This is a genomic window from Rhizobium sp. 05L419 (genome assembly GCF_056397845.1).
This window is the reverse complement of record NZ_JBFTOF010000016.1, coordinates 40,887-64,165: the sequence shown is the minus strand read 5'-3', so window position 1 is coordinate 64,165 and position 23,279 is coordinate 40,887. Positions and strand designations below refer to the sequence as shown.

Genomic DNA, 23,279 nt, shown 5'->3' with positions numbered 1-23,279 from the left:
CGTGAAAGGGCAAAATGCAAGACCAGACCTCGCCGGGAGCGGCTCTGAATGCGATGCGCGAGCAGACGCCGCTCGTGCAATGCATCACCAATTTCGTTGCCATGAACATTGCCGCCAATGTGCTGCTGGCGGTCGGCGCCTCGCCTGCCATGGTGCATGCCGAGGAGGAGGCCGGCGAATTTGCCGGCATTGCTGGAGCTCTGACGATCAACATCGGCACCATTTCCTCGGCGTGGATGAAAGGCATGCGCGCGGCTGCAAAAGCGGCGAATGACGGCGGCAAGCCCTGGGTTCTCGATCCGGTCGCCCACTACGCGACCGGCTTCCGGCGGGAGGCAGTTGGCGGGCTGCTTGAATTGCGTCCCACAATCATCCGCGGAAATGCCTCGGAGATCATCGCCTTGTCAGGCAAAGCGAGTCGTGGCCACGGCGTCGACAGTCGCGATGCCGTCGAACAGGCCGAAACCTCAGCCCGGCACCTTGCCAGGACCTACGGGACGGTTGTTGCCGTCACCGGGGCGACCGACTTCGTCACCGATGGTGAAAGGGCTGTTCGCATCCAGGGTGGCTCGCCGCTGATGCCGCAGATAACGGCGCTCGGATGCTCTCTCACCTGCCTGGTCGGCGCCTTTGCCGCGACATTTCCGCGTGCGCCCTTCGACGCAACCGTTGCAGCACTCGCGACCTTCGCCGTTGCCGGCGAAGAAGCGGCTCGAAAGGCGGAGGGTCCCGGTTCGTTTTCGTGGCGGTTCCTCGATAGCCTTGCCGCAGTCGACGGTGCTTTTCTGGATCGCCACGCAAGGATCCGCATGGCATGACGCAACTCGATCTCTCGCTCTATCTCGTCCTCGACCCTGATCTGTGCGCATACCGCGGCATGGTCGAGACCGCCCGCGCGGCCGTTGCTGGCGGAGCGACCGTCGTACAACTGCGCGACAAGCATGCAGACACGGCGCGGATGATAGAGACGGGCCTGGCTCTGAAGGCGGTACTTGCGGGCACTGGTGCGCTCGTCGTCATCAACGATGACGTGGAAGCGGCAATCGCCATTGGTGCCGACGGGCTCCACATCGGCCAGGACGACATGGACGCATACGCGGCACGCCAACGCATCGGTCCCGAGATGATCCTCGGCCTCTCCGTCGAGACGCAGGCACTGGCGGCTTCAGTCGATTCGGAGCTCGTCAACTACGCCGGTGTCGGGCCGGTCTTCCAGACGCCGACCAAACCCGATCACAAGCAACCGATCGGCTTTGCCGGTCTGGCGCGCCTTGTCGAGGTCTGCCCCGTGCCGGCCGTTGCCATCGGCGGTCTCAAGGCCGCACATGTTCGGAACGTCTTCGCAGCCGGAGCCGACGGGCTGGCTGTCGTCTCCGCGATCTGCGGCACCCCCGATCCGGAAGCTGCAGCCCGCGGCTTGATCGACGCCATCAGAAAGGAAGCAAGATGATCCGCAACGTTCTCTCCATCGCAGGGTCGGACCCATCCGGCGGTGCCGGCATCCAGGCCGACCTCAAGACTTTCGCCGCCCGGGGCGTCTATGGCATGGCAGTGCTGACGGCGCTGACGGCGCAGAACACCCAGGGTGTTTGCGGCGTTCATCTTGTGCCCGCCACCTTCGTGGCCGATCAGATCAGAGCAGTCTTTGCCGATGTGCGTGTCGACGCCGTCAAGATCGGCATGATTGCCAATGCCGAGATCGCCGATGCAGTGGCCGACGCGCTCCAGCCGCACGGCGGCATTCCGATCGTGCTCGATCCTGTCATGGTCGCCAAGGGTGGCGCCAATCTTCTGGATCCCACAGCCGTCGAGGTCCTGACACTCCGACTTTTGCCAATGGCAACGCTTTTGACGCCGAACCTGCCGGAAGCGGCCGCACTTCTTCACGGGAACGCTGCCGAAAGCCGCGAGGAGATGGCGGATCAGGCGCAGCGGCTGCGCGCGCTTGGTCCGGCGGCGGTTCTTGTCAAGGGCGGCCACCTCGACGGCGTTGAGAGCCCCGATGTGCTCGCAACATCCGGTGGGGTGAGCTGGTTTGAGGCTGTCCGGATCGCGACCGCGAACACACATGGAACGGGCTGCACTCTGTCGAGCGCGCTGGCTGCCGAACTGGCGCGAGGAGCAACGTTGTTTCAAGCCGTGACGGAGGCGAAATCCTATCTCGCCGGTGCCGTCGCACACGCCCATACGCTCGACGTCGGTTCCGGCCATGGCCCCGTCCAGCACTTCCACGAGCTTTGGCAGACGAAGGAAGGATACGTGCCATGACACAGACGATCAGCCAGCAGACGGTCATCGTCACCGGCGCCGCCCGCGGCCTCGGAGCAGCGATCGCCACCGCATTTGCCCGCGAAGGGGCAATGGTCGCAATCAACTATCGAGCGAGCAGCAAGGAGGCCGAGGCACTCGCGGCCAACCTCGGCGACCGCACCAGAGCGTTCATGGCGGATGTCCGCGACGGGCAGGCCGCCAGGAACATGGTCGCGGAGGTAACGGAGACCTTCGGTGCGCCGACGACCATCGTTCACAACGCGCTTGCCGATTTCAGCTTCAACGGCGATGCCCGTCCAAGGCTTGATCAGCTGACATGGGCGGAAATGACCTCGCAGCTCGACACCGCGGTCAAAGGTGCGCTGAACCTGATCCAGGCAGCCCGTCCGGGCATGGCTTCGGGCGGTTTCGGACGGATCGTGACGATCGGCACCAATCTGTTTCAAAATCCCGTCGTGCCGTACCACGACTATACGGCCGCCAAGGGTGCGCTTCTGTCGCTGACCCGCACGGCAGCGGCCGAACTCGGCCCTCTGGGCATTACCGTGAACATGGTTTCCGGTGGTCTGCTGCGCACCACGCAGGCCAGCAGCGCCACCCCAGAAGCGGTGTTCGATCTGATCGCGGCAAGCACGCCGCTTCGTCGGGTGACGACACCGGAGGAAGCGGCAGATGCGGTTCTCTTTTTCGCAAGCCCGTGGGCACGTGCGGTCACCGGCCAGAACCTCATTGTCGACGGCGGTCTCGTCTTCGGCTAGGCTCAGCCCGGCATCGATCAGGACTTGACCGCACCTGCGGTCAAGCCGGCGATGATGTGCTTCTGGGCCAGGAAGAACACGATGATCGTTGGAAGAATGGTGAGAGTGATGAAGGCGAGCACCAGCTGCCAGGCGGTGCCGAATTCGCCGCGGTAGACCATGATACCGAGCGGCCACGGATACATCGCCTCCGAGTTCAGCATGATCAGCGGCAGGATGTAGCTGTTCCAGCTGCCCACGAACGAGATGATGCTGACGGTGGCAATGATCGGACGCGAGAGCGGCAGCGAGATATGCCAGAAGAAGCGCATGTAGCCGCAGCCGTCGACAATGGCCGCCTGGAACAATTCTTCCGGGAGGTTGCGAAAATAATTCCTGAACAGCAGGATGCTCATGCCAAGGCCGAAAGCCACCTGCGGCAGCACCACGCCCCAGTAGGAATTGAGCAGTCCGAGATCGCGGATGCGGATGAACAGCGGCAGAATTGCAGTGGCCGCGGGAAACATCAGGCCGATGAGGAAATAGTTGAGCAGGAAGCCCGAGCCGAAGAATTTGACGTGGGCGAAGGTAAACGCCGCCATCGCCGAGACCGACACGGTCAGGAAGACCGTGAGCACGGCGATGATCAGCGAATTCGTCATCTGTCGCCAGTAACGATCGCCGAACAGGATGTCGGTGTAGTTCTCGAAACGCCACTCGACCGGCAGGCCGAAGGGGTTGGTGCGCAGATCACCGAGTTCCTTGAAACCGCCCAAGGCTGTCGTCAACAGCGGGATCAGGACGATTGCGGCAATGATCGTCAGCGACGCGTAGAGATAGATTTTCGTGCCGACGGTCAGCCGGTCGGGTGAAACCACATCAGTCATGGCGCATGAATATCCGTTTGTATCCGAAGGCGAGCGTGATGCAGATCACGAAGAGGACAACGCCGAYGGCGCTGCCGAGACCGACCTGCATGCGGGTGACGCCGAAATTGAACAGGAAGGTGACCATCGTCTGCGTTGCGTTGAACGGCCCGCCGCCTGTCAGCGGCATGATCAGGTCGAACAGCTGAAGCGAGCCGACAACGGCGAAAAACACCGACAGGCGCACGGTCGAACCCAGCAACGGAAGGGTGATGTACCGGAACCGTTGCCAGCCGCTAGCGCCGTCGATCTCGGCTGCCTCCAGCACGCTCTTGTCCAGCGACTGCAGGCCGGCGATGAACAGCATCATGTGGAAGCCGAAGTATTTCCATACGATCACGGCCAGCACCGCGTACATGGCCAAATCCTTGTCGGCCAGCACATAGGGGGTCTCCACCCCGAAGAGATGCGCCATCGAGGCAAACAGGCCGTAGTCGCCGTCATAGACGAAGCGCCAGATGAGGCCTGCTGCCACCTCGGCCAGAACGTAGGGGAGAAAGAAGATCAGACGGAACAGGACGACGCCGGCCATGCGGTGTGCCAGCATCATCGACAGCCAGATGGCGAGCGGTATCTGGACCGCGATGGAGACGACGATGATCAGCGCATTGTTCTTCAGGGCCGTCAGAAAGGCGCTGTTCTTGAACAGAACCTCGAAATTCCTCATGCCGACGAACTGCGTCGGCAGGCCGTAGCCATCCCATTTGTAGAGGCTGTACCAGGCCGCCTCCCCCATCGGCAGGATGACGAAGATCGTAAAGAGCAGCAGCGCCGGCGGCAGGAACAGGAGCAAGACGGGCAGTCGGCCGGAAACAGCCGGATGCTTGCGTCGCGCCGTGGGCGCCACCGTCGCACGCGCGGGGCGAATGGCGGTCGTTGCGCTTATGTTGGTCATGGGATGCCGACCTCGCACTCGGAATGAAATGGCGGCGCGGGCCTTGCTGCCCGCGCCGCGATGGTGCGTGGTTAGAACTGATCCTGCTCGAAGGCGTCCTGGATTTGCTGGGCGCCGTCTGCCGAGCTCATCTGCCCGGAGACGACGGCGACCGACACGTCGTTGACGACGCGACCGACGGAGGGGCCAAGATCCTGGTCGAAGAAGTTCTGGTGCCAGGTCGAATGCGCGAGCTGTTCGGCCGACTCGTGCAGCAGCGGGTTGGTGACGCCGTCCTGGGCGCCGACCGCGACGGGAATGAGCATCCCGGCTTTTGCCATGGCGCGCTCGTTCTCCGCATTGGTCAGATAAGCCAGGAAGTCGAGCGTTTCAGGAGGAGCTTTCTTGGTAATAGCCCAGCCGTTCAGGCCGCCGAGCGTATCGGTTGGCGCACCGGCGCCGCCGGTCACGGCCGGGAAGGCGAAGCGACCGATATTGTCTGAGGCGAGCCCCTTGCCATCGCCCGAATTGGTGCGCTGGTTGGCCTCCGTGTTCTCGAAGCCGAGGATCATCGCGGCCTTGCCGTCACCAAAGACACCGAGCGCCTGCGGCCAGGTTGCTCCGAGATAGCCCGGCTGGAACGGCTCGAGCTTGCCGAGTTCGGCGAGCTGCTCGCCGGCCTTGATGATGGCCGGATCGTTGAAGCCTTCGCCCTGGCCATTCTTGGCGGCGTCGAAGACCTTCTGGCCGCCGTCGCGCATGACGAGGTAACTCCAGTAGAAATGGATCGGCCATTTCTCGCCGCCACCGCCGGCGATCGGCACGATGCCGGCTTCCTTGATTTTCTTCACGGCCGTCAGATAGTCGTCCCACGACTTGATGCCGGCAGCATCGATGCCGGCCTTGGCGAACAGCGCCTTGTTATAGAAGAACGACACCGTTCCCATCTTGTAGGGCACCGCGCCAATCTTGCCGTCGAAGGTCAGCCCTTTGACCGAGGCCGGATTGTAGCTTTTCAGCCAGACGCCGTCCTTGGCGTTCATCGCTTCGGTCAGGTCCATCAGCGTTCCGGTGGCGAGCTGCTGCTTCAAGACGCCGCCGCCCCAGCTGAAGAACAGGTCGGGGGCGTCGCTGGACTGCAACAATGTCGGCAGCTTTGCCTTGAAGGCTTCGTTTTCCAGGAACTGCATCTCGATTTTCACACCAGGATGCTCGGCCTCGTACTTGTCGGCAATCTTGTGCCAGACCGCGAGGTAATTGGGATCGATTTCGAGATGCAGCCACTTGATGGTGGTGTCGGCCGCGGCGCTGCCGGCCGCGATCAGAAGTGCCAGTCCGGTGGCCGCGGAGCGGGCGATGAAACGGCTGCGAAGCTGGGCTTTCGCCCTCAGTTGATCAAACATGGATTCTCCTCCTCAAGGGAAAAACCGTCCTCTTCAATTTTTTCCCTTATGCGGATTAAATCATCGGGAGGTTTGCCGGAATGTCAACTCCCCCCGTTGAAATTGATAGATTTGCCTTGACAGGAGGGCGCTGACTCGCGCTATTTAATTCGCATACCGTTGAAAATAATTGCCTGTTTCGGCAAACGCAAGAAGAGCCCCGCCAGACCTTATGAAGACCGCAGATCCGGAATTGATGCGCGCGATCAATCGCTTGAACGTGCTGGATACGATCCGTCGACATGGGCCGATATCGCGTGTTGAGATCAGCGAGCGCACGCAACTCTCGACGACGACGGTTTCGGCCATTACCGCCTCGCTGCTCGATGACGGGCTGATCCTGCCGCGTCATGAGGGCGATATCCGCAACGAGGCGGCCCGCGGCCGGCCGCGTGTCATGCTGGAGCTCAATCCCGATGCGGCTCGCGTCGTCGGCGCCAAGATCGCGGCCAACCGGCTGGTCTTCGTGGTCACTGATTTTCGCGGCGACGTGCTGTCGAAGCTGACGCTGCCTATCCGCATCGATCGCCAGCCCATCGGCGTCATTGCCGATCTTGTCGAGGACGGTGTGCGACGCTGTGTCGTGGACGCCGGCCTGTCGCTGGAGGATGTCGACACTGTCTGCCTCGGCCTGCCCGGCGTCATCGAGCATCGCACGGGTCGCGTACGCAGCAGTCCCATCTTTCGCGACGCGAACGTCGATTTCGCAAGCGAAATGACGGCGCGGCTTCACACGCCGACCATCGTGGAAAGCGATGCGCATGCCATAACGCTCGCGCACCACTGGTTCGGCAAGGCCCGCGACCTCGAGGATATGGCGCTGATTTCGCTGGAACAGACGCTGGGCCTGGGTGTTCTTCACGGCAATCAGCTTTTCCGCGGTGCCGGCGGTCTTAGCCACAATCTCGGTGATCTCGTGCTCGGCATGGGCCCGCGCGGCATCGTGAGGTTGTCGAGCCAGGCCGGCGAAAGCGAGATCCTGGGCGATCAGCCGGCCGGTGGCCGTTTCGCTGAGGCGATCCGTCTCGGCCGCGGCATGACGCACGCTCAAGCGCTCATCAAGGCCGAAGACAATATGCTGATCGCCGCTGCCATTCGCGCGGGCGAAGCCGTTGGTGTCGCAGTTGCCAACATCGTCACCATTTTCGCGCCGCCGCGCGTCATTCTCGTCGGCTCCAGCCTTGCGCTTGGCGAGCCCTTCCTGGAGAGCCTGCGCAACGCTTATGCGCTCGCCATTCCACCGTCGCTGAAGGGCGTCGCCGAACTTGTCTTCGACGATTCGACGGACGATTTCTGGGCCCAGGGCGCCGCCGCTGTCGCCCTTTACGAACTTTACGAGTCGCCCTGGAACACCACCGGGCCGGCGCTCTGATCCCAGCATTACAAAATCCATCGGGAGGATATCATGGAAAAAGTCGGCATAGGCATCATCGGGTGCGGTAATATTTCCGGTGCCTATCTGAAGGCGATGGCCATTTTCCCCATTCTCGACGTCCGGGGGGTGGCCGATCTCAATCAGGCGCTCGCTGATGCGAAGGCGGCCGAATTCAATGTGCCTGCCAAGACCATCGATCAACTCTTATCCGATCCGGCGATCGAGATCATCGTCAATCTGACGGTGCCGAAGGCACATGTGGCCGTCGGCCTGCAGGCGCTCGCTGCCGGCAAGCATACATACTCGGAAAAACCGCTCGGGATCAATTTCGCCGAAGGCAAGACGCTTGCAGATGCCGCCAGGGCGAAAGGCTTGCGCATCGGTGCAGCACCCGACACGTTCCTCGGTGGTGGCCACCAGACGGCGCGCACGCTTATCGATCAGGGTGTCATCGGCCTGCCGGTCGGCGGCACAGCGACCTTCATGTGCCCCGGCCACGAGCGGTGGCATCCCAATCCCGGGTTCTACTATGAGGTTGGCGGCGGTCCGATGCTCGATATGGGACCTTACTACATCACCGACCTCGTCAACCTGTTCGGTCCGGTGTCAAAGGTCGCCGGCTTCGCGATCACGCCGCGCAGGGAGCGCATCATCACCAGCGAGCCCAGAAACGGCGAGCATATCCCTGTACACGTGCCGACGCATGTGTCTGGCCTCATGGCCTTTGCCAACGGCGCCGTCGTGCAGATCGGGATGAGCTTCGACGTTGCCGGCCACAAGCACGTGCCGCTGGAGATCTACGGCACCGAGGGTACGCTCATCGTGCCGGATCCCAATCATTTCGGCGGCGAGGTCGAGCTTCTGAAGAAGGGCGGCGCGTTCGAGCCGCAACCGCTGACAGCGCCCTATGCCGATGGAAACTACCGCTCGATCGGCGTCGCGGATCTCGCCCACGCCATCCGTTCAAACCGGCCGCACCGGGCAAACGGCGGCCTGGCACTGCACGTCCTCGAAGTCATGGAAGCCTTCCAGACGGCATCCGAAACCGGCCGCACGGTCGCCATCACCACTCAAACCGAACGGCCAGAACCGCTTTCGGTCTCCCTCGTCGACGGACGCCTGGGCAAGTAATTATCAGGAGGAAGAACTATGCGTGAAGCACTGATCGTCTGGGGCGGGTGGAGCGGCCACGAACCGCAGGAATGTGCCGCTATCGTCAAGGACATTCTCGAGGAGGATGGTTTCAAGGTCTATGTCGAGCACACGACGGAAGCGTTCGCCGATCCTTCCGTGCATGATCTTTCGCTTGTCGTGCCGATCGTGACGATGTCGAAGATCGAAAAGGAAGAGATCAAGAACCTCGCCGAAGCGATCGAAGGCGGGGTCGGGCTCGCGGGATATCATGGCGGCGCCGGCGACAGTTTTCGCGAGTGCGTCGAATACCAGTTCATCGTCGGTGGCCAATGGGTCGCTCATCCCGGCAACATCATAGACTACAAGGTCAACATCACCCGGCCCGACGACCCAATCATGGAGGGCATTGCCGACTTCCCCTATACGTCCGAGCAATACTACATGCACGTCGACCCTTCGAACGAAGTGCTGGCAACGACCACCTTCACCGGTGACCATGCCTACTGGATCGATGGCGTCGTGATGCCGGTTGCCTGGAAACGGAAATACGGCAAGGGCCGCGTCTTCTATTCCTCCCTCGGCCACCAGGCCAAGGAGTTTTCCGTGCCTGAAATGAAGACCATCTTCCGCCGTGGCGCAAACTGGGCGGCGCGTTGAACTGAACCAAATAGGTAAGCGCGCACGTCTGGAACAAACCGGGCGAGCGCGCTATCTTTTCAGGTGTTCCAACAGGAAGGGATTTCGATCATGTACAGGCTTATCGCAATGACCTCCATCGTTATCCTCGGTTTTGCCGGCGGCGCTCTTGCGCAGGCCAGTATGGGCATGGATAGCAGCGGCCGCTTCGATGGTTCGGCGCCGCTTGGAACGGGCCGCCCGGACCAGGCGCCGAGCGGCGGTTTTTCCATCCCGCTCGACTCGCTCGAGACCGGCAGCACAAGCACGACCGGATCCATCCAGTGGAAGTGCCCGCCGCATCAGCGGCAATCGGCACGCACGACGAACCCGGTGTGCTCGGATAACCAGTAGGACATGGCACGATGAACGAACCCGCGATCCTCGTTTCGGGTTCGCGGGCGAAGTCTTTTGTGCTAGGTGGGCCACTCAACGTGAGGCCCGGTTTAAATGCTCCCTTGGATCCAGCTCGATTCCGCTCCCATTCCCGGCGAAGCCGGCGAGTTGCGCCTGAAGCAGCGCGGGAGCGAGTTTTCGATCATGCTGGGCTCCAACGAACTGATGAACAGTCGCTTGAGCGGTTCGGAAGAAGCGCTTGCGACGCTTTCCTGTGAGAAGATCAATGGCCGCCCCCACCCCAGTGTGCTGATCGGTGGCCTCGGTATGGGCTTTACCCTGCGCGCTGCGCTTGGCGCTGTTCCGCAGGATGCCCGCGTGGTCGTCGCGGAACTCGTGCCCGCCGTCGTCAGCTGGGCGCGGGGCCCGATGGCGCAGGTGTTCAAGGGCTGTCTCGACGATCCGCGTGTTGCTGTCCACCAGGGCGATGTTGGCGAACTCATCCGTTCGAGCAGGGCCAAGTTCGATGCAATCCTGCTCGATGTCGACAACGGTCCGGATGGGCTGACCCGCCAGTCGAACGACGGTCTTTACGATCTCAAAGGCTTGCGCGCGGCCCGCGATGCGCTGCGGCCCGGCGGTGTGCTCGCGGTCTGGTCGTCCGGCCAGGATACGAGTTTCACGCGCCGCGTGCGCGACAGCGGGTTTTCGGTCGAGGCAATCAATCTGCGGGCAAACGGAAAACGTGGCGGCGCCCGCCACGTCATCTGGCTCGCTGTGAGATAGCCTCAGCCGGCCTGCACCTTGCGGGCTGCCGCAATGGCGCTTGCGGCACCGAGACGCAACTGCTGCGTATCTGCTCCCGCGATCACCAAGTCGAAGCCCATTTTCAGGAGCTCACCCGCGCGCTCTCCATTGCTGCCGAAGACGCAGGCAAACTTGCCATGCGCCCGGCAGCGGGCAACGAGATGCTTCAGAACACCATCGATCTCGGGGGTATCGGGTGCCAGCTTCGCGCCATTGGAAAGGGCGATCGAGAGGTCGGCCGGCCCGATGAAAATTCCGTCGATGCCTGCGACCCGCAGGATTTCATCGGCGGCATCGAGCGCTGCACGCGTCTCGATCATTGCGATGGCGACCGTCTGCTCGTTCGCCGTCGCAAGATAGTCGCTGGCCGACTGGCCTCGGTGGTTGATCGCCAGCGTYGGTCCCCAGCTGCGTTCACCGAGCGGCGGATACTTGGTTGCCCTCGCAAGGGCCTCGGCGTCGGCAACGGAATTGATCATCGGGGCGATAACCCCCGAGGCGCCGGCATCGAGCAGACGCGACGCGAGCGCGAAGTCGCCAACCGGAATGCGGGCAACCACCGGCTTGCCAGCCAGTCTCCCCTGGCCGATGCCGTTGGCTGCCGATGCCATGTCCCAAACGCCATGCTGCATATCGAGCACGACCGCGTCGAAGGCTTCCTGCGCCAGATGATTGACGAACAGCGGATCAGGAATGCCGATCCAGGCCGAAATCATCCCGCCGCCCTCGCCGCTTCTGATGCGCTTTGCAAAGCCATCGATCGTGGTTGAACTGCCCATGCCTGTCTCCTTTGCAGCTCAGCCGACGGCGCGCTGCTTTTCCTGATAGAATTCCTCGACGAAAGCCCTCTGCAGGAGGATGCCGTCCCACTCGTCAGCAAAAAAGGGGGAATCGTAGATCAGCGTATACGGACCGCCATAGCCTGCCTGACGGCACGCCTCCAGCGACCTGCGATAGTCGTCCGCGTCGAGGCCGGATGCAGTATAGTTTGCCTTGGCGTGGCAAATTTCCGCGCGGCTCATGATGTCGGCCAGACCGGCATACTTTTCGGGCGCGGCCCAATTGCCGAGATCGCCGTTAAGGCCGATTTTTCCATCCAGCCGGTCGAGCAGCCAGTTCATCTCCTTCGGCGACGGCACGAGATCAAACCAGTTTTCGGTAACGACGCGTACGCCGCTCCCATCGGCCTGATCAGCCAGCCAAGACAGATGTCCGGCCGCGCGTGTCAGGTTCTCCTCGCTCGGCTGCTGTTTGCCGGCGATGACGCGCATGTGTCTGGCGCCGAGTGCCGCAGCAATCTCGATCCAGCCCGCGATCCAGCGGATATCGCGCTCAGCGCTCGACGCATGGCTCGGATCACCGTCTTCGACCAGCAGCGTCTGGAACAGAATGCCTGTATCATCGAGCGCCGAACGCAGTTCTGTAAGATATCCACGATCGAGCGACGGCAGATGGAACGAGCAGATCTCGAGGCGGCCTATGCCGCGGTCGCTGAGCTGCTTTGGCACCTCCAGAAGCGCGGCGCTCCCGGGGCCATAGGGCTCCCTGCGTTCAGCACTTTTGTCGGGATCCGGGCTATAGGGATAGGTCGCGCCCAGGAGCCGGTGCAAAGACCACGTCGAAACGGCGAACCGTCCATTTTCCAAATTCTCAGTCATGCCATACTCCTCCTCGCTCCGCGCCTATCTAGGCCGCAACGCCTTGGAACTTCAAACGAAATCTCCCCGAATGGTGGCTTCGGCCGAAAGCGCCGCACTGAGCAGCGCTTCATCGCGCCCACGCAAGGCCGAAAGCAGGAACCCGACCGGCATATCCGCGTCACCTGTGCCGCAAGGAATGGTCACCCCGCACCAGTCGAGAAAATTGCCGAGCATCGTGTTGCGCAGCGTCTTGCCGTTGGTCGCAAAGAACAGCTCGTCGTCAGCCTCGAGCGGCGCGATCGGCGGCGCCACATGGGCAACCGTTGGAAAAGCGACAAAACTGTCTGCGACAAGCCGCTCGACGTCTGCGGTCAGTCGCTCGCGCGCGTCGAGAATTGCGAGATAGTCAGGCATGGTGATTTTTCCGCCAAGACGCGTCCGCACCACGACGCGACGATCCATGTCTGCCGCCTTGGGACCCGCCAGCCGCTCGCGATGCAGGGCAAAGGCCTCGGCGGTCACCAGCGAGCCGTGTTTCGCCATCAATGCGAGAATCTCGTCGAAGGCGGGAATTGTAACACGGCTGACGGAGGCGCCTTCGGCGATCAGCCATTCGACCGCGTTCTCGAAGGCTGCAATGACGCCAGCTTCCGCACCGTCGAACACGACGTTGTCCGGGATGACAACGTCGAGCCCCCTGATGGTGCCCGGCGCAATGTTTGCAGCCGTCAACCCGCGCATCGCTGCATCGATCCAGACGGCATCCTGAACCGTGCGGCAGAGGGGGCCGAGCGAATCGAGGCTTTTCGCCAGGGGATAGACACCTCCCATGGGGTAGCGGCCGCGCGTTGCCTTGTAGCCGACGATACCGTTGAGGGCGGCAGGAATGCGCACGGAGCCGCCGGTGTCTGTCCCCATGGCCACCGGCGCCAGGCCGGCTGCGACAGCAACGCCCGCACCCGACGACGAGCCGCCGGGAATGCGCGGCACGTCTGCGCTCCGCGGATTGTGCGGTGTGCCGTAATGCGGGTTTATCCCGAGGCCCGAGAAGGCGAACTCGCTCATATTCGTGCAGCCGATGGAGACCATCCCGGCCTGCTGAAGAGCGGTCACGACGGCCGCGTCGGCCTTCGCGGCCGGATCTTCGGCGAGCACCGTGGAGCCGGCGGTAGTGGCCCGTCCCTTGATGTCGAAAAGGTCCTTCCAGGCGACAGGAACGCCATCCAGCACGCCGCGGGAGCGCCCCGCTTTCAGCCGGGCCGAGGATGCTTTTGCCTCTTTGATCGCCCGGTCTTTGAACAGCGCGGTGAAGACGGTTTGGTCAGAATGGGTTTCGATACGATCGAGAACGTCTTCAGCGACGTCGACCGGATCGACGGCGGCACTCTGGATGAGGACGGAAAGTTGCGCGACGGACATTGCACCAGGTGATTTTCTCATGGGGTATCCGCGATCTGGATGATGACTGACCTAAGCCGAATTTTATCGAAGAGCCAAGCCCTTAAAGTGACATCAAACCGATTGGTTCGATTTTATGAACACTGCGTTTGCGCATCCGGCCTTCAACTTGAGCGACCGCAAGCACACATGCTGCTGGCGAGCAGGAAAACGCCGGCCGGGAGGATTTGCGTTCACCGGCGCACGCAGCTTTGCAGGAGAAGGACAATGACACATGACGATACCTGGAACGTCGCCCGCAGCGACATGGTGCAACATCACGCGACGGACGAAGAATTGAACGGCATGGGTGAACGCGAATACGCCGAACATGTCAGCGCGCATCGACCATCGGCCTCCGAGCGGTTTGTTGTGGTCGTCGCATTGCTCCTTCTGGGCATTGCAGGTTTGACCGTCCATCTCGGAGGCTCGATGCCAACGGGGGTCGACACCGAAACAGTGAGTTCGATCTCGCAGTCGCTTCCGGCGCTCGACTTTTGCCGGGAACATAGTCCCTACGCCGACCAATCCTGCTGAGTGCCCAAGTATGATTTTGTCTGATTTTGAGAATGGTCGGGGCATGGACAAACTCTCTTGCCGATATAATTGACGGCATGGGAGGCACCGCCATGTCCGCTGACATCGACTTTGAACTCGATCGCTTCATAGATGCCCAAAACGGCATCTATGATAGAGCCCTGGCAGAATTGAGGGCTGGCCGCAAACGGTCCCACTGGATGTGGTTCATCTTTCCGCAAATAGCCGGCCTCGGCTCGTCGCTCATGGCAGAAAAATATGCCATTCGTTCGGCGGAGGAGGCCTCGAGCTATCTTGCCGACCCCATTTTGGGCAGTCGCCTTTTGCGATGCGTCGATGCGGTCTTGGCGGTCCAGGACCGATCGGCGAATGAGATTTTCGGTTCACCGGACGACATCAAGCTGCGATCGTCAATGACGCTCTTCTCAGCCGTCAGCGACTCTGGGTCACCCTTTCACAAGGTGATCGGCCAGTTCTACGACGGAACGTTCGACGCCCGCACAATTCAGTTGCTGGACGCTTCCAACTAGCCAGGAGAATGTTCAAGGAGCTCGATCTCAGCTGAAATCTCGTTGATCCGTTCGCGGAGATCGTGGTCAGTGCCATCGCTGACGTCTTCGTCGCCGAAGCAGTCGCGCGCATCATAAAGCTCGAGCTTTGCTTCGAGCTCAGCGCGCTTGGTATATAGCCGGTGGAGATAGATATAGTTCATGTCCGCACTTCAGTCTTGCTTTCCACATCGGTTGGAAAACGGGTCCGAAGCGGTAAGGTTCCCGCCGGGACGGATCGACCTCAGGCAAAAGCCGTGATTGCGGCGCTACAAGCCTTGGAGAAATGGTTGCAGCAGTTGTCATTTCCCATCGCCTGCCGCGTCACGCGCGCTCCCTCCAGGAGGAGCGTCAATGTATCTGCAAGGAGCTGGGGTTCGCGCGCACCGGCCGCGAGACAGAGCGCCTCCAGCTTGTCGCGCTGTTCGGCTTTGTGGTGCTCGATGACGCCATAGGCCGGATGCCCTTCGCCTTTCAGCTCGATGGCAGCGTTGGCGAGATCACAGCCGACATGCTGGCCGCAAAGGCTTTGCGTGCGGGCTTCGACCCAGGCAGTTAACTGGGCGCGCGGCTCGCCCGGATGGGCGGTCTCCAGATCTCGCCATATCGCTTCGGCTTTTTCCGATGCCCGGCGCAAGGTCTCGCAGACCAGTTCGTCCTTGGAGCCGAAGTGCCGGTAAAGCGTCATCTTGTTGGTAAGCGCTGCATCCGCAATGGCGTCAACGCCAATACCGCGAATGCCGTGCTCGCGAAACAGCTCCGCAGCGGTCGAGACAATTCGCTCCCGCGGAGGGATCTTTTCGTCTGTATTCGCAGGGAAGAGTACGCCTGAAGTTTCTGATTTTTTTGAGGACAAGGTCCTTGACATCCATGTGACCGATCGGTAACAAATGCATTGTTACTTACCGGTAACACCACTCCTCGCGAAAGTCAATGCCGAGAGGGCATTGCAGCCGGAGCGGAACACGGGCTTCTGCCCACGAAAGGAGGAATGAGCCATGAGAAAGACCAGAGACGACCTGACGATATCCGAAGCCCTGCGCGACCCCCTGATCGCCATGGTGATGCGCGCTGATGGCGTGAAGCTTGACGATTTCAAGCGACTCCTCGAGACGGCGGCCGTCAAACGCGAACAGCGCGTTTCCCCCGTGGGCAAGTTCATGAACGCGATTACCGGCAATCCGACCGCGACCTGCAGCTTCTGCTGACCCTTTGGGCTTTTCCCTGCCCCGCAAGAGCCGTCGCCAACTTAAGCGGCGGCTTTTCTGTTTGAGCCGCTGCAATCAGGCGGATCATTCCTCGAGGAGCACGTATTTCATCGCGCCCAGCTGCTCGGGATCGGCGACGGCATCGATCGCCGAAATCCGGTTGCCATCAAATGCAAGCAGCAGCACAACACGCAGTGTCCCGTCGAGGGCAACCACAAGCCCGCATTCGCCGTCCACCAATGCCGGCCGGGCGGCCTGAGCCCTCCCTTTGAAAGTCTCGGCCACGGCCGGCGCGCCGCGAAGCGCTCCGGTTGCTCCCAGGCGCATGGCGGTTGCATCCGGGGTAAAGACGACCTCCGGATCGAGCACGGCAAGTAGCGCCTGGAGATCGCCGGTGCGCGAGGCTGCCAGGAAGGCACTCACCACTTTGCGCTTTTGGGTGAACTCGGCTTCCGGCACCTCGCTCTTGCCCTGGACCCTGCGACGCGCCCGGCTGGCGAGTTGCCGGGTGGCGGCGGAGGACCGATGAATGATCGGCGCGATGTCGTCAAAGGGCAGATCGAACATGTCGTGCAACACGAAGGCGACGCGCTCGGCGGGCGCCAGCGTCTGAAGCACGACGAGCAGCGCCACGCCGACTGAGTCGGCAAGGGCAACCTCGCGTTCCGGATCGGCAGTCCCTGTCGTGTCGGCGATCTTGCCATGAACAGGCAGATCGAGCGCCTCCTCGCGCCGGCTCTTCCTCGACCGCAGCATGTCCAGGCAAATGCGCGCGACGACGGTCGTCAGCCAACCGCCGATATTGCCGATCTCGGCCACATCAGAGCGGCCGAGCCGCAACCAGACCTCCTGCACGGCGTCATCTGCCTCCGCACGCGAGCCCAGCATGCGGTAGGCGACGGCCGCAAGGTGCTCCCTTTTCGCTTCGAATTCCCCGGCCAGCCAGTTTTTCCCGCTCATCCGTCACACTCCTCCAACCTGATCCGTCAACTCCATGACGAACGAAAGCCGGTCGGTGTGACAGAGTACCGCCGGCAGCGTCACTTCGGAAAACACCTCAAGGAGACAGATGATGCAAGCAAGAATGGGCAATCCGGCCGTCGTCATTCCCGAAGCCATGCAGGCACTGATCGCGTTGGGCGGCGTACCGGCCAAGACCGGTCTCTCGCCAATCCTTCTGGAGCTGGTCAATTTGCGCGCCAGCCAGATCAATGGCTGCAGCGTCTGCATCGACGGGCACCCGCGCATTGCCAGGAAGGCGGGCGAAACAGACGAGCGGCTGTTCGCCGTCAGCGCCTGGCGCGACACACCCTATTTCACCGAAGCAGAGCGGGCAGCCTTGGCACTGACCGAAGCCGTCACCCGCGTCAGCGATCGCCCCGATCCGGTGCCGGACGAGATCTGGGACGAGGCGACACGGCACTTCGACGGCAGGAGCCTCGCCGCTCTCGTCATTGCCATCGCCAATATCAATGTCTGGAACAGGCTGAACATCGCCACGCGCCAGATCGCCGGCGAATGGAAGCCGTAGGAACGCAATCGGGCCGCTGCTTTATCGGCAGCGGCCCGGCGGAATGCGCCTTGGGAGGCTTAGATGATGCCGCCGCTGCCGGCGACGGAAGCCGGACGCTCGGCGGCCACCTTCTTGCGGTAGCCGCTGGCGCGGTAGGTCGCGACCGGATCGATCGCGCCACCCGCACGGCGGCGCGCTTCGGCAAGGATCGGCTCGACGTCGGCGCGGTAGGCGCGCTTCAGCGTTTCCGTCGCCATCAGTGCGTCGTTTTCGTCCTGGTAGCCGGCGAGCGCCTTGCGATCGACGATCAGCGCCTGCGCGTAGGCGCGGCGGATTTCGTTGGCGCTGTTGATCAGGCTTTCGATCGGATCGGTGACGTTGTGAGACTGGTCGATCATATGGGCCGGATTGAAGTCGTTGACGCCGCGCTGCTCGGCCTCGACCAGCTCGTTAAATACCAGGAACAGGCGGTAGGGATCGATCGATCCGGCATCGAGGTCGTCGTCGCCATACTTTGAGTCGTTGAAGTGGAATCCGCCGAGCTTGCCGAACTGGATCAGCCGGGCGACGATCATTTCGATGTTGGTGTTCGGGGCATGATGGCCGAGGTCGACCAGGCAGTGGGCCTTGGGTCCAAGCGTCTGGGCGATAAGGTAGTTCGTTCCCCAATCCTGAACGACCGTCGAATAGAAGGCCGGCTCGTACATCTTGTGCTCGGAGAACAGCTTCCAGTCATCCGGCAGCGCCTTGTAGATGTCGCCCATGGCTGCGAGATAACGTTCGAACGCCCTGGTGAAGTTGCTCTGGCCGGGGAAATTCGAGCCGTCGCCGACCCAGACGGTCAGTGCCTTGGAGCCGATCGCCTTGCCGATCTCGATGCATTCGATATTGTGTTCGACGGCCTGTGCGCGTGTTGCCGCGTCGGTGTGGCTGAGCGAACCGTACTTGTAAGAGCGCGCCTGGCCCGGTGCGTCGGAGAAGGTATTGGAGTTCATCGCGTCGAAGCCGAGGCCCAGTGAATCGCCTTTTGCCTTGAGCTCCTTCACATCCGTCTTGTCCCACGGGATATGCAGCGAGACATTGGGCGTCGCACGCGTCAGCTCGTTGATGACGGAGCAATCGTCGAGCTTGTCGAAGATGCCGCGGGGTTCGCCGGTCCCGGGAAAGCGGGCAAAGCGGGTTCCGCCGGTGCCGACGCCCCAGGAGGGAACAGCGACGAAGAATTCCGAGACCCTACGGGTAATCGCCTCGATATCGACGCCGCGGCGCGACAGATTGGCGCCGAGCGCTTCGTAATCGGATTTGAGCGCGGATGCGCGCTTGTCGTTTTCCTGCGCAATCAGATCCTGCGCGATTCTGAACTCGGCCATCGTTTCCTCCCTTGACGCAACGAACCAACGGCTCCTGTGCGCGTTCTCATGCGTGCAATGCTAAATCATGAACGAGGCGACCTTGGACATCATGCGAATTCTGCTCGCAATCGTCCTGCCGCCTCTCGGCGTATTTCTGCAGGTCGGCCTCGGCCTGCAGTTCTGGCTCAATATACTGCTGACGCTATGCGGCTACGTTCCGGGGATCATCCAAGCAATATGGGTGATCCTGCGGAGGTAGGTATCAGCGCGGGAAGCTCTGCGCGTTGCCGGCGTCGACGTTGATGATGTTGCCGGTGGACTTTGCCGAAAGGTCGGATGCCAGGAAGTAGATGGCCTCGGCAATGTCTTCCGGAAAGACGTTGAGCTTCAGCATGGAGCGTTTGCGGTAATGCTCTTCCAGCTCGTTGATCTCGATCTTGGACGATGCCGCACGCTGTTCGCGCCACTCGCCGCTCCAGATCTTCGAGCCGCGAAGAACGGCATCCGGATTAACGGTATTGACGCGAATGCCAGCCTCCGCGCCCTCGAGCGCCAGGCAACGGGCCAGATGGATTTCGGCAGCCTTTGCCGTGCAATAGGCAGCAGCGTTCGGCGAGGAGGCGAGGCCGTTCTTGGAGGCGACGAAAACGACGTTTCCGCCGAGGTTCTGTTTACGGAACAGGCGGAACGCTTCGCGTGACACGAGGAAGTAGCCGGTCGCGAGAATGTCCATATTCTTGTTCCACATCGAAAGCTCTGTGCTCTCGATCGGAGCCGACGAGGCAATGCCGGCGTTCGAAACGAGGATATCGATACCGCCGAATTCGACGCAGGCTTCTGCGAAGGACGAAATCACCGCGTCTTCCTTGGTGACGTCGAGCCTGACGCTGCGAACGGCATCGGCGCCGAACTGCTTGGCAAAATCCTGCTGCGTACCGTTTAGCGCATCCTGATCGATATCGGCTAGAACCACGCACGCACCCTCGCCGATCAGGCGGGCAGCCGTTGCGCGACCGATGCCGCCGGCACCACCGGTGACCAAGGCGACCTTGCCGGCAAGGCTCTTTGGTTTCGGCATGCGCTGGAGCTTTGCTTCTTCGAGCAGCCAGTATTCGATGTCGAAGGCTTCCTGTTCGGGCAGTCCCTGATACTCGGAAACGGTCGAGGCACCGCGCATGACGTTGATGGCGTTGACATAGAACTCGCTGGCGATGCGGGCGGTGGCCTTGTCACGGGCAAACGACAGCATGCCGACGCCTGGAACGAGGAAGATGACCGGGTTCGCGTCGCGCATGGCGGGCGAGTTGGCATGCTTGCACTCGTTATAATAGCGGGCGTAGTCGGCGCGGTAGTCCTCAAGTGCCTTGTCGAGACCGGCGACGATTGCATCGACATCCGGCTTGGCCGGGTCGAACTCGACGATCAGCGGGCGGATCTTGGTGCGCAGGAAGTGGTCCGGGCAGCTGGTGCCGAGCGCGCCCAGCGGCTGCAGGTCCCTGGAATTGACGAATTCGAGAACGGCGTCCTGATCGTCGAAGTGGCCGAGCTTGCGCTCCGCCTTGCCGATGCGGCCGCGGATCTCAGGCATGAGGCGGGCAGCGATCGCACGGCGTTCGGAAGCGGCCAGGCTCCCCTTGACGGCGCCGCCGAAGATCGTCTTGCCTTCGGTCTTTTCCGCAAACCAGATGATCGCCTTGTTGATGATATCAAGTGTCAGTTCGTAGCAGGCCCTGGCATCGTTCGCCCAGGTGAATAGACCATGGCTTTCAAGCACGACACCCTTGGAATTCGGGTTTGCCTTGACGAAGGCTTCGAGATCGAGGCCGAGCTGGAAACCCGGACGACGCCACGGCAGCCAGCCGATGTCGGCGCCGAAGATCTGCTGGGTCAGTTCCTTGGAATTCCGGGACGCGGCGATTGCGATGATCGCATCCGGATGCATGTGGTCGACATGGGTGAAGGGCACGAAGCCATGCAGCGGCGTGTCGATCGACGCGGCGCGACTGTTGAGGTTATAGGTGCAATGGGGGAGGAAGCCGACCATGCGGTCTTCGTCTTCCCCACCCTTGTAGATGCCCTTCAGCGAATCGAGCTTGTCCTGGTAGAGCGTCGCAAAGCCATCGAGCTTGATCGTGCCGACATCGCCGCCCGAACCCTTGACCCACAGGACCTTGACCTTTTCGCCGTTCAGCGGATCGGTCTCCATGACTTTTGCGGAGGTGTTGCCGCCGCCATAGTTGGTGATGCGCTTGTCCGCACCCAGCAGATTCGAGCGATAGAGCAGTTTTCCAGGCTCATCGAGGCCTGCTGCGTAAGAATCGTCCCAACGATTATCAAGAAGCCGGACGGTTGCCGCCATGTCATCCTCCCATGTAGAATTTCTTGGAGGCGCAAATGGATTGCGCCCCTTTGTGATGACGGTATCGCTCATCAAAACGAACATTGTCAATCGAAAACGATCAAATTCGATTATTGTGCAACGCAATATGAAATTTCGTGATCGTTTTTGATTGACACATTCTCACAACTGCGAAATAAGCAAGCTAGGAGGAACCCCATGCACGAACGCGAACGCCATCGCATCATATTGAGCGCCGTTCAGGAAAAGTCTGTCGTCACGATTCAGGATATTTCCGAATTGACAGAGGCTTCCGAGGCGACGATCCGGCGTGACATCGCGGCCCTTCATGTGCAGGGGAAAATCCGGCGCGTCCGCGGTGGGGCGGAAGCTGTGCATCCGCCGCAGCTCGGCAATCTCGCCGGTCGGCCTTTCCGGGTCTCAGAATCCGTCAACATCGACAAGAAGCGATCAATCGCGCGTGCGGCGGTCGATCTCTGCGACCCAGGCGACGCGATCATCATCAACGGCGGAACCACCACCTTCCAGATGGTGCATTTCATGGCTGCGCATCGCATGCAGGTCATGACAAACTCGTTCGCCATCGCCGAGCACCTGGTCAAGCACTCCAAGAATACGGTGACGGTTCCAGGCGGTGTGATCTATCGCGAGCAGAGCCTGATCCTGTCGCCTTTCGACAATGACGCGATCCGCAATTTTTACGCCCGTCGCTTCTTCATCGGCGCGCAGGGTGTCGGTCCGCTCGGCATCATGGAAGCCGATGCGCAGATCATTCAAAGCGAACAGAAGCTGATGCATCAGGCCGACGAACTGGTCGTCATGGTCGATTCCAGCAAGTTTCGCCGCCGGTCGAGCCTCATTCTATGCCCGCTCGACCGCGTTTCGACAATCATCACGGATGACGGAATTCCCGAGGATTCCGTACGGATGATCGAAGATGCGGGCATCAAGCTCGTGATTGCGAGCACGGTCTCGCAAGCGAAGGAGGATTCCTCGTCGGTCGCCTGAGTGGCCGCCGGCAGGATGTAGTCAAGTCTTATCAACGTGGGAGGATGATATAATGAAACTCGCAAAGACACTGGCAGTAGGCGTCGCGTTTGCGGTCGCCTTGATGGCAGGCGCCGCCAGCGCCAAGGACATCAAGATCGGGCTGGTCGTGAAGTCTCTCGGCAACGGTTTCTTTGAAGCCGCCAACAAGGGCGCACAGGAAGCCGCCAAGGAACTCGGYGGCGTGGAAGTGATCTACACGGGTCCGACCTCGACGACGGCCGAGGGCCAGATCGAAGTCATCAACTCGCTGATCGCACAGGGCGTCGACGCCATCGCCATCTCTGCCAACGATCCGGACGCCGTTATCCCGGCTCTGAAGAAGGCCAAGCAGCGCGGCATCAAGGTGATCTCCTGGGATTCCGGCGTCAATAAGGACGGCCGTATCCTGCAGCTGAACCCGTCGTCCAACGAACTGATCGGCAAGATGTGCCTGACGCTCGCCAAGGACCACCTCGAAGGCGGCAAGGGCGACTTCGCCATCCTGTCGGCAACCACGACCTCGACGAACCAGAATATCTGGATCGATCAGATGAAGAAGCAGCTCAAGGATTTCCCCGGTCTGAACCTCGTCACGACCGTTTACGGTGACGACCTTTCGGACAAGTCCTATCGTGAAGCTGAAGGCCTCCTGAAGTCGAACCCGAACGTCAAGGTCATCGTCGCTCCGACGACGGTCGGCGTTCTGGCTGCTTCCAAGGTTGTCGAGGACAAGGGCCTCGTTGGCAAGGTCTACGTGACGGGTCTCGGCCTGCCGTCTGAAATGGCCGGTGCGATCAAGTCCGGCGCGACGAAGGAATTCGCCATCTGGAACCCGATCGACCTCGGCTACTCGGCAACGCAGATCGCCTACCACCTCGTCAAGGGTGACGCGACCGGCAAGCCAGGCACCGAAATCGAAGCCGGCCGCATGGGCAAGATCAAGATCGACGACAAGGGCGAAGCCGCCATGTCCGACCCCTTCGTCTACAACGCTTCGAACATCGACCAGTTCTCGAAGGTGTTCTGAGCCTCGCTCATCCAAACAAAACCCGGCGGTTCAGGCCGCCGGGACTTTCCAA

General features: G+C 61.4%; 27 protein-coding genes. 16 read left to right on the top strand and 11 right to left on the bottom strand.

Translation table 11 applies throughout. From position 1 onward, the window contains the following. Positions 1-14: 14 nt before the first annotated feature. From thiM to AC1DMK_RS19655, 4 genes are read left to right on the top strand one after another with little or no spacing between them, the layout of a single operon-like run. Positions 15-818 carry a hydroxyethylthiazole kinase gene (gene thiM / locus AC1DMK_RS19670; RefSeq protein WP_477861245.1) on the top strand — a complete coding sequence of 268 codons (804 nt, stop codon included), beginning with the start codon at positions 15-17 and terminating at the stop codon, positions 816-818. Next, on the top strand, positions 815-1,450 hold the full coding sequence (thiE, locus tag AC1DMK_RS19665) for a thiamine phosphate synthase (RefSeq protein ID WP_477861243.1): 636 nt from the start codon (positions 815-817) through the stop codon (positions 1,448-1,450). Before thiM ends, thiE begins: the two co-directional genes overlap by 4 nt. Beyond that, entirely contained in the window at positions 1,447-2,268 is an 822-nt protein-coding gene (gene thiD / locus AC1DMK_RS19660; protein WP_477861241.1) for a bifunctional hydroxymethylpyrimidine kinase/phosphomethylpyrimidine kinase, read from the top strand. The genes thiE and thiD overlap by 4 nt, the downstream gene beginning before the upstream one ends. Next, on the top strand, positions 2,265-3,029 hold the full coding sequence (locus AC1DMK_RS19655; RefSeq protein ID WP_477861239.1) for a 3-oxoacyl-ACP reductase: 765 nt from the start codon (positions 2,265-2,267) through the stop codon (positions 3,027-3,029). The genes thiD and AC1DMK_RS19655 overlap by 4 nt, the downstream gene beginning before the upstream one ends. Before the next feature lie 17 nt (positions 3,030-3,046). Here AC1DMK_RS19655 and AC1DMK_RS19650 read toward each other — a convergent pair whose 3' ends face one another. From AC1DMK_RS19650 to AC1DMK_RS19640, 3 genes are all read right to left on the bottom strand, one after another. After that, entirely contained in the window at positions 3,047-3,895 is an 849-nt protein-coding gene (locus tag AC1DMK_RS19650) for a carbohydrate ABC transporter permease (RefSeq protein WP_477861238.1), read from the bottom strand. Continuing rightward, positions 3,888-4,829: a carbohydrate ABC transporter permease gene (locus AC1DMK_RS19645; RefSeq protein ID WP_477861236.1), complete on the bottom strand. Its 942-nt coding sequence runs from the start codon at positions 4,827-4,829 to the stop codon at positions 3,888-3,890. Before AC1DMK_RS19645 ends, AC1DMK_RS19650 begins: the two co-directional genes overlap by 8 nt. Positions 4,830-4,900: 71 nt before the next feature. Beyond that, positions 4,901-6,211, bottom strand: a complete 1,311-nt coding sequence (locus AC1DMK_RS19640) for an ABC transporter substrate-binding protein (RefSeq protein ID WP_477861234.1) — start codon at positions 6,209-6,211, stop codon at positions 4,901-4,903. A 211-nt stretch (positions 6,212-6,422) separates the two neighbouring features. Here AC1DMK_RS19640 and AC1DMK_RS19635 point away from each other — a divergent pair, with 211 nt between their 5' ends. The 5 genes from AC1DMK_RS19635 to AC1DMK_RS19615 all read left to right on the top strand — a co-directional run bounded on the left by AC1DMK_RS19635 (position 6,423) and on the right by AC1DMK_RS19615 (position 10,556). Beyond that, positions 6,423-7,622: an ROK family protein gene (locus AC1DMK_RS19635; protein WP_477861232.1), complete on the top strand. Its 1,200-nt coding sequence runs from the start codon at positions 6,423-6,425 to the stop codon at positions 7,620-7,622. A 33-nt stretch (positions 7,623-7,655) separates the two neighbouring features. Beyond that, positions 7,656-8,756 carry a Gfo/Idh/MocA family protein gene (locus tag AC1DMK_RS19630; RefSeq protein WP_477861230.1) on the top strand — a complete coding sequence of 367 codons (1,101 nt, stop codon included), beginning with the start codon at positions 7,656-7,658 and terminating at the stop codon, positions 8,754-8,756. 18 nt (positions 8,757-8,774) lie between these two features. Next, positions 8,775-9,416: a ThuA domain-containing protein gene (locus AC1DMK_RS19625; protein WP_037064798.1), complete on the top strand. Its 642-nt coding sequence runs from the start codon at positions 8,775-8,777 to the stop codon at positions 9,414-9,416. 90 nt (positions 9,417-9,506) lie between these two features. Next, positions 9,507-9,788 carry a hypothetical protein gene (locus AC1DMK_RS19620; protein WP_037064796.1) on the top strand — a complete coding sequence of 94 codons (282 nt, stop codon included), beginning with the start codon at positions 9,507-9,509 and terminating at the stop codon, positions 9,786-9,788. A 96-nt stretch (positions 9,789-9,884) separates the two neighbouring features. After that, entirely contained in the window at positions 9,885-10,556 is a 672-nt protein-coding gene (locus AC1DMK_RS19615; RefSeq protein ID WP_037064794.1) for a spermine/spermidine synthase domain-containing protein, read from the top strand. Between the two features lie 2 nt (positions 10,557-10,558). On the opposite strand, the gene AC1DMK_RS19610 is transcribed toward AC1DMK_RS19615, so the two are convergent. From AC1DMK_RS19610 to AC1DMK_RS19600, 3 genes are read right to left on the bottom strand one after another with little or no spacing between them, the layout of a single operon-like run. Continuing rightward, complete coding sequence (locus tag AC1DMK_RS19610) at positions 10,559-11,356, bottom strand: HpcH/HpaI aldolase family protein (RefSeq protein ID WP_477861227.1); 798 nt, start codon at positions 11,354-11,356, stop codon at positions 10,559-10,561. A gap of 18 nt (positions 11,357-11,374) precedes the next feature. Continuing rightward, positions 11,375-12,235: a sugar phosphate isomerase/epimerase family protein gene (locus AC1DMK_RS19605; protein ID WP_477861225.1), complete on the bottom strand. Its 861-nt coding sequence runs from the start codon at positions 12,233-12,235 to the stop codon at positions 11,375-11,377. 51 nt (positions 12,236-12,286) lie between these two features. After that, positions 12,287-13,657, bottom strand: coding sequence for an amidase (locus AC1DMK_RS19600; RefSeq protein WP_477861223.1), 1,371 nt, complete (start codon positions 13,655-13,657; stop codon positions 12,287-12,289). A gap of 225 nt (positions 13,658-13,882) precedes the next feature. On the opposite strand from AC1DMK_RS19600, the gene AC1DMK_RS19595 reads away from it, so the two are divergent. Continuing rightward, on the top strand, positions 13,883-14,191 hold the full coding sequence (locus tag AC1DMK_RS19595) for a hypothetical protein (protein WP_477861222.1): 309 nt from the start codon (positions 13,883-13,885) through the stop codon (positions 14,189-14,191). Positions 14,192-14,283: 92 nt separating this feature from the next. Then, positions 14,284-14,721, top strand: a complete 438-nt coding sequence (locus tag AC1DMK_RS19590; protein WP_477861220.1) for a DUF1810 domain-containing protein — start codon at positions 14,284-14,286, stop codon at positions 14,719-14,721. Here the strand turns inward: AC1DMK_RS19590 and AC1DMK_RS19585 are convergent. Then, positions 14,718-14,903 carry a hypothetical protein gene (locus AC1DMK_RS19585; protein ID WP_037064782.1) on the bottom strand — a complete coding sequence of 62 codons (186 nt, stop codon included), beginning with the start codon at positions 14,901-14,903 and terminating at the stop codon, positions 14,718-14,720. The genes AC1DMK_RS19590 and AC1DMK_RS19585 overlap by 4 nt on opposite strands. A gap of 80 nt (positions 14,904-14,983) precedes the next feature. After that, positions 14,984-15,607 carry a TetR/AcrR family transcriptional regulator gene (locus tag AC1DMK_RS19580; protein ID WP_477861218.1) on the bottom strand — a complete coding sequence of 208 codons (624 nt, stop codon included), beginning with the start codon at positions 15,605-15,607 and terminating at the stop codon, positions 14,984-14,986. A gap of 130 nt (positions 15,608-15,737) precedes the next feature. Here AC1DMK_RS19580 and AC1DMK_RS19575 point away from each other — a divergent pair, with 130 nt between their 5' ends. Beyond that, positions 15,738-15,947: a hypothetical protein gene (locus AC1DMK_RS19575; RefSeq protein WP_037064778.1), complete on the top strand. Its 210-nt coding sequence runs from the start codon at positions 15,738-15,740 to the stop codon at positions 15,945-15,947. 84 nt (positions 15,948-16,031) lie between these two features. On the opposite strand, the gene AC1DMK_RS19570 is transcribed toward AC1DMK_RS19575, so the two are convergent. Further along, positions 16,032-16,907 (bottom strand): sigma-70 family RNA polymerase sigma factor, encoded by an 876-nt coding sequence (locus tag AC1DMK_RS19570; protein WP_477861215.1) that lies wholly within the window; start codon positions 16,905-16,907, stop codon positions 16,032-16,034. A 112-nt stretch (positions 16,908-17,019) separates the two neighbouring features. Here AC1DMK_RS19570 and AC1DMK_RS19565 point away from each other — a divergent pair, with 112 nt between their 5' ends. Beyond that, positions 17,020-17,478 (top strand): carboxymuconolactone decarboxylase family protein, encoded by a 459-nt coding sequence (locus tag AC1DMK_RS19565; protein ID WP_037064930.1) that lies wholly within the window; start codon positions 17,020-17,022, stop codon positions 17,476-17,478. Between the two features lie 59 nt (positions 17,479-17,537). Here the strand turns inward: AC1DMK_RS19565 and rhaI are convergent, their stop codons facing one another. Continuing rightward, on the bottom strand, positions 17,538-18,830 hold the full coding sequence (gene rhaI, locus AC1DMK_RS19560; protein WP_477861213.1) for an L-rhamnose catabolism isomerase: 1,293 nt from the start codon (positions 18,828-18,830) through the stop codon (positions 17,538-17,540). 82 nt (positions 18,831-18,912) lie between these two features. Here rhaI and AC1DMK_RS19555 point away from each other — a divergent pair, with 82 nt between their 5' ends. Further along, the gene (locus AC1DMK_RS19555) at positions 18,913-19,071 is read left to right on the top strand and encodes a YqaE/Pmp3 family membrane protein (protein WP_037064928.1); all 159 of its coding nucleotides are present in this window, start codon (positions 18,913-18,915) and stop codon (positions 19,069-19,071) included. Positions 19,072-19,074: 3 nt separating this feature from the next. Here AC1DMK_RS19555 and AC1DMK_RS19550 read toward each other — a convergent pair whose 3' ends face one another. Next, positions 19,075-21,171 carry a bifunctional rhamnulose-1-phosphate aldolase/short-chain dehydrogenase gene (locus AC1DMK_RS19550; RefSeq protein WP_477861211.1) on the bottom strand — a complete coding sequence of 699 codons (2,097 nt, stop codon included), beginning with the start codon at positions 21,169-21,171 and terminating at the stop codon, positions 19,075-19,077. 198 nt (positions 21,172-21,369) lie between these two features. Between AC1DMK_RS19550 and AC1DMK_RS19545 the strand changes: the two genes are divergently transcribed. Both AC1DMK_RS19545 and rhaS read left to right on the top strand, forming a co-directional pair. Beyond that, entirely contained in the window at positions 21,370-22,179 is an 810-nt protein-coding gene (locus tag AC1DMK_RS19545) for a DeoR/GlpR family DNA-binding transcription regulator (protein ID WP_037064772.1), read from the top strand. A gap of 52 nt (positions 22,180-22,231) precedes the next feature. Continuing rightward, on the top strand, positions 22,232-23,227 hold the full coding sequence (gene rhaS / locus AC1DMK_RS19540; RefSeq protein ID WP_037064770.1) for a rhamnose ABC transporter substrate-binding protein: 996 nt from the start codon (positions 22,232-22,234) through the stop codon (positions 23,225-23,227). Positions 23,228-23,279: the final 52 nt, after the last annotated feature.